Source organism: Xanthomonas sp. SHU 199, assembly GCF_000364665.1.
Lineage (GTDB): Bacteria > Pseudomonadota > Gammaproteobacteria > Xanthomonadales > Xanthomonadaceae > Xanthomonas_A > Xanthomonas_A sontii.
Genome location: NZ_AQOI01000183.1, coordinates 1 through 4,774, shown reverse-complemented (window position 1 = coordinate 4,774; position 4,774 = coordinate 1). Strand labels below are relative to the sequence as shown.

Below are 4,774 nucleotides of genomic sequence, written 5' to 3'. Positions count from 1 at the left end.
TGGCGCCGCGCGCGCCGGCCGTGGCCGTGCGTGCGCGCGGCGCGGATCCTCCACCGCCCGGTGTGACGGCGTGCGTGACGCGCCGCTGTACCGCCGGCCGCCGCCGGCTGCCATCGTCACCGTGTTCGGCTACATAGGTCTTCCACCGCAAGGATCCGATGCAATGCGCACTCTTCGCCGCTCCCTGACCCGTTCCCCGTCCGCCGCACGCCAGGCGGGCATGAGCCTGCTGGAAATCATCATCGTCATCGTGCTGATCGGCGCGGTGCTGACCCTGGTCGGCAGCCGCGTGCTCGGTGGCGCCGACCGTGGCAAGGCCAACCTGGCCAAGTCGCAGATCCAGACCCTGGCCGGCAAGGTCGACAACTACCAGCTCGATACCGGCAAGCTGCCGTCCAAGCTCGACGACCTGGTCACCGCGCCGGGCGGCGTCAGCGGCTGGCTCGGTCCGTACGCCAAGCCGGCCGAACTGAACGACCCCTGGGGCCACCCGATCGAATACAAGGTGCCCGGCGAAGGCCGGCCGTTCGACCTGATCAGCCTGGGCAAGGACGGCCAGCCCGGCGGCAGCAGTTACGACGCCGACATCAAGTACGAGTGATCCGGCGCCGTGATCCGGGCCCCTGCCGGCGCGCTGCGCTTCGGCGTGCCGGCGTGCGCGCCGGCTGCGCGTGCGCGCATGCGCGGCGTGTCGCTGCTGGAGATGCTGCTGGTGGTGGGCCTGATCGCGATCGCCGCGCTGCTGGCGGCCTCGGTGCTGACCGGCGGCATCGACGGCATGCGCCTGCGCTCGGCGGCCAAGGAGATCGCGTCGCAACTGCGCTACACCCGCACCCAGGCGATCGCCAGCGGCCAGCCGCAGCGCTTCCTGATCGATCCGCAGGCGCACCGCTGGCAGGCGCCCAACGGCCGCCACGGCGAGATCCCGCCGTCGCTGACGATCCGCTTCACCGGTGCGCGCCAGGCGCAGCGCCGCGACGGAGAGGGCGCGATCCAGTTCTTCGAGGACGGCGCCTCCACCGGCGGGCGCATCGACCTGCAGGCGCGCCAGGCGCGCTGGCGCGTCGACGTGACCTGGCTGACCGGCGAGGTCACGGTCGGGCGCGCACCGGACCAGGCGGGCCCATGAACCGCCAGCGCGGCTACACCCTGATCGAGGTGATCGTGGCGTTCGCGCTGCTGGCGCTGGCGCTGACCCTGCTGCTGGGCTCGCTGTCCGGCGCCGCACGCCAGGTGCAGCGTGCCGACCAGTTGAGCCGCGCCACCCTGTACGCGCAGTCGCTGCTGGCGGCGCAGGGCGTGGAGCAGCCGCTGCAGCCGGGACGCAGCCAGGGCACGCTGGATCAGGGGCGCTACCGCTGGACCCTGGACGTGGCGCCCTACGCCGACCCGCGGCGGCCGCCCGATGCCGCGGTGACGCCCGGCGCGCCGACCTTGCTGCAATTGACCCTGCAGGTGCGCTGGGGCGATGCGCCGGCGCAGGCGCTGCAGTGGAAGACCCTGCGCCTGGTCGCCCCGCAAGGCAACGGGGTGCCGCAATGACCACGCGCGCGCCGCCGCGCGCCGCCGCGCGCGGCTTCACCCTGATCGAAGTGCTGCTGGCCACGGTGCTGCTGGTCGGCGGCTTGACCCTGGCCTTCGCCACGCTGCGCTCGGCGATGGCGATCAGCGGCCGCGGCGAGGCGATCGCCGGACGCAGTGAACGCATGCGCGCGGTCGAGGGCTTCCTGCGCCGGCGCCTGAGCGGCGCGCAGTCGCTGCCGCTGGACATCGACACACACACGCTGCAGCCGGTGCGTTTCGTCGGCGAACCGCAGCGCATGCAGTTCGTGGCCGATCTGCCCGAGTACCTCGGCCGCGGCGGCCCCTACCTGCACGACCTGCGGGTCAGCGGCGAGGGCGACCATCGGCAACTGGCGATCGCGCTGGTGCAGGTGCAGGCCGGCAAGCAACTGGCCGAGACCCCGCCGCGCCCGTCCGAGCCGCTGGCGCGCGACCTGCGCGAGGTGCGCTTCCGCTACCGCGGCCTGGACCCGGAGCGCGGCACCATCGGCCCCTGGCAGGAGCGCTGGGAGCGCACCGACACGCTGCCGCTGCTGGTCTCGATCGAGTTGCGCAGCGGCGACGGCACGGCGTGGCCGCCGCTGGTGGTAGCGCTGCGCCAGGCCGGTGGCGCGGAGATGCGGCAATGAGCGCGACGCATCGCCACCGCGGCGCGGCGCTGGTGCTGGTGCTGTGGCTGATCGCGCTGCTGACCGCGCTGATCGGCGCCTTCGCGCTGACCGCGCGCACCGAGAACCTGCAGGGCAAGGTGCTCGGCGACGGCGCCGAGGCGCAGGAACGCGCCCGCGCCGGCCTGGAATACGCGCTGACCCGGCTCGCCGGCACCCCCACGCAGCCGGGCTGGCGTGCCGACGGCCGGCGCTACCGCTGGCAGTACGAGGGCGCCACCGTCGACCTGAGGGTCACCGACGAGAGTGGCAAGGTCGATCTGAACATGGCCGATGCGCAACTGCTGGCGGCGCTGGTGCGCGCGGTCGGCGAAGATCCGCAGCGCGCCGAGCGCATCGCCGCGGCGATCGTGGACTGGCGCGATCCCGACAACCTGACCCAGCCCAACGGCGCCGAGGATCCGGACTACGCCGCCGCCGGCCTGCCCTACGGCGCCAAGGACGCGCCGTTCGAAAGCCTGGCCGAACTGCAACTGGTGCTGGGCATGGACCCGGAGCTGTACGCCAAGCTGCTGCCCAACCTGACCCTGTACGGCGGGGTGTCGCGGCCGACGCCGGACTTCGCGCCGGGGCCGGTGCTGACCGCGCTCGGCCTGGACGCGCAGCAGGTGCTGGCGCAGCGCGAACGCACCGACCAGACCCAGCTCGGCATGGTCGGCATGGGCGGTGGCGGCACCTACAGCATCGAAAGCCGGGCGCGGCTGGGCAATGGCCGCGAGGGCGTGTTGCGCGCGGTGGTGCGCCCAGGCTCGTCGGCGCTGCCGGGCTCCGCCTACACTGTGTTGCGTTGGGAAGAAGGAACGACGGTGCGATGACGGCGTGGCGCGACACGATGGACAAACTTGGCGTACGCATCGCCCCCGGTGCGGGCGGGCTGCTGGCCTGGTGGCAGCGCTCGCTGATGGCGTGGCTGCCGCCGCGCTGGCAACTGCAGCTGGGCTGGTCGCAGGCGCGGCTGCTGCTGTGGCGCGAGGGCGAGCAGCTGATGCTGGCGCGGCAGGTCGAGTCCGAACTGGGCGCGCCGCTGACGCTGCCGTGGCCGCTGCTGCCCGACGAACTGGAGGCGCTGCTGGGGCCGCGCCTGGCGGCGCTGCCGCGGGTGTGGCTGTTGCCGGCCGAGGCGGCGTTGCAACGCCATCTGCGCCTGCCGGCGGCGGCCGCCGAGCACCTGCGCGAGGTGGTGAAGTTCGAGATCGACCGGCAGACCCCGTTCCAGGCCGACCAGGTGATCTACGACGTGCGCGCCGACGGTCGCCGCGACGACGCCCAGCTCGACGCCGAACTGGTGGTGGCGCCGCGCCGCGTGCTGGACGACCTGCAGGCCAGCGCCGGCGCGCTGCGCCCGACCCTGGCCGGCATCGACGTCGCCGGCAGCGATGGCGCGCCGCTGGGAGTGAATCTGCTGCCGCAGGAACAGCGGCACCGCCGCGCCGACCCGATGCGGCGCTGGAACGCGATCCTTGCCGTCACCGCGCTGCTGGCGCTGTGCGCGGCCGGCTGGCAGTTGCTGGACAATCGCCGCGATGCGCTGGAGCACCTGCGCACCCAGGTGGACAGCGGTGCGCAGCGCGCGCGCGCGGTCGCCGCGCAGCGCCAGCAGCTGGTCGATCTGGTCGAAGGCGCCGCGTTCTTCGACCAGTTGCGCGCCGAGCGCCCGGCCTCGGTGGAGGTCTGGAACGAACTGAGCAAGCGCCTGCCGGAGGGCACCTATCTGGAGAAGTTCTCGATCGAGGGCAACCAGTTGCAGTTGATCGGGCTCAGCAGCGAAGCCTCGTCGCTGGTCGGGCGCCTGGAAGGCTCGCCGCTGTGGCGCACGCCGTCGCTGACCGGCGTGCTGCAGGCCGATCCGGGCAGCCACCGCGACCGCTTCACCCTCACCGCCGAGCTGGCCGGCACCAAGCGCAAGGAGGCCACCGATGCCGGTGCAGGTCGATAAGCGCGACCGCTGGCTGGCGCTGGGCCTGCTGCTGGCGGCGCTGGCGCTGGGCTACCTGGTGCTGGTGCATCCGTGGTGGACCGTGCCGATGCGCGAGGTCGATGCGCAGATCCAGGAACTGCAGCAGCGCGAACTGCGCGTGCGCATGCAGTTGCAGCAGGCGCCGCAGGTGGCGCAACGGCTGCAGCAGGCGCAGCGCGAACTGGCCACGCGCCCGGGCTTCCTGCGCGAGACCTCGGCCGAACTGGCCTCGGCCGGTCTGGTGCAGCGCCTGGAAAGCGCGGTGGCCACGGCCAGCCCCGGCAACCGCAGTTGCGCGATCAGCAACCGCTCGCCGCTGGCCGCCGACAACCGCAGCGACCGCTTCACCCGCGTGGCGGTGCAGGTGCGCCTGCGCTGCGGCACGCCGGAGCTGGCGGCGGTATTGCATGCGCTGGAAAGCGGCACGCCGGCGCTGTTCATCGACAACCTCAACGTGATGGCGCAGCGCTACCAGCTCTCGCCGGGCGAGAGCGGCAACGGCCTGGACGTGGCCTTCGAACTGGCCGGCTACCTGCGTCCGAACGCGATGCCGGCGCCACCGGCGGCGTCCGCCACACCGGACCCG

The 4,774-nt window shown here is 73.3% G+C and carries 7 protein-coding genes; all 7 read left to right on the top strand.

Annotated elements, in window-relative coordinates; translation table 11 throughout:
- Nucleotides 1-163: 163 nt before the first annotated feature.
- Nucleotides 164-601 carry a type II secretion system major pseudopilin GspG gene (gene gspG / locus D183_RS0107730; RefSeq protein WP_026143220.1) on the top strand — a complete coding sequence of 146 codons (438 nt, stop codon included), beginning with the start codon at nucleotides 164-166 and terminating at the stop codon, nucleotides 599-601.
- 78 nt (nucleotides 602-679) lie between these two features.
- Nucleotides 680-1,129, top strand: a complete 450-nt coding sequence (gene xpsH / locus D183_RS24245; protein WP_039726527.1) for a type II secretion system protein XpsH — start codon at nucleotides 680-682, stop codon at nucleotides 1,127-1,129.
- The gene (gene xpsI, locus D183_RS0107720) at nucleotides 1,126-1,542 is read left to right on the top strand and encodes a type II secretion system protein XpsI (protein WP_017908496.1); all 417 of its coding nucleotides are present in this window, start codon (nucleotides 1,126-1,128) and stop codon (nucleotides 1,540-1,542) included. Before xpsH ends, xpsI begins: the two co-directional genes overlap by 4 nt.
- Nucleotides 1,539-2,192, top strand: a complete 654-nt coding sequence (locus D183_RS0107715) for a type II secretion system protein J (RefSeq protein ID WP_017908495.1) — start codon at nucleotides 1,539-1,541, stop codon at nucleotides 2,190-2,192. The genes xpsI and D183_RS0107715 overlap by 4 nt, the downstream gene beginning before the upstream one ends.
- On the top strand, nucleotides 2,189-3,046 hold the full coding sequence (locus tag D183_RS0107710; RefSeq protein ID WP_017908494.1) for a general secretion pathway protein GspK: 858 nt from the start codon (nucleotides 2,189-2,191) through the stop codon (nucleotides 3,044-3,046). The genes D183_RS0107715 and D183_RS0107710 overlap by 4 nt, the downstream gene beginning before the upstream one ends.
- Nucleotides 3,043-4,167 carry a PilN domain-containing protein gene (locus D183_RS0107705; RefSeq protein WP_017908493.1) on the top strand — a complete coding sequence of 375 codons (1,125 nt, stop codon included), beginning with the start codon at nucleotides 3,043-3,045 and terminating at the stop codon, nucleotides 4,165-4,167. The genes D183_RS0107710 and D183_RS0107705 overlap by 4 nt, the downstream gene beginning before the upstream one ends.
- On the top strand, nucleotides 4,148-4,774 hold a 627-nt coding region (gspM, locus tag D183_RS0107700; protein ID WP_017908492.1), incomplete at its 3' end, for a type II secretion system protein GspM. The genes D183_RS0107705 and gspM, both read left to right, overlap by 20 nt.

Bases quoted from the DNA above. Each gene is read 5' to 3' on its own strand.
- gspG (WP_026143220.1), top strand. From the start codon at position 164: ATGCGCACTCTTCGCCGCTCCCTGACCCGTTCCCCGTCCGCCGCACGC.
- xpsH (WP_039726527.1), top strand. From the start codon at position 680: ATGCGCGGCGTGTCGCTGCTGGAGATGCTGCTGGTGGTGGGCCTGATC.
- xpsI (WP_017908496.1), top strand. From the start codon at position 1,126: ATGAACCGCCAGCGCGGCTACACCCTGATCGAGGTGATCGTGGCGTTC.
- D183_RS0107715 (WP_017908495.1), top strand. From the start codon at position 1,539: ATGACCACGCGCGCGCCGCCGCGCGCCGCCGCGCGCGGCTTCACCCTG.
- D183_RS0107710 (WP_017908494.1), top strand. From the start codon at position 2,189: ATGAGCGCGACGCATCGCCACCGCGGCGCGGCGCTGGTGCTGGTGCTG.
- D183_RS0107705 (WP_017908493.1), top strand. From the start codon at position 3,043: ATGACGGCGTGGCGCGACACGATGGACAAACTTGGCGTACGCATCGCC.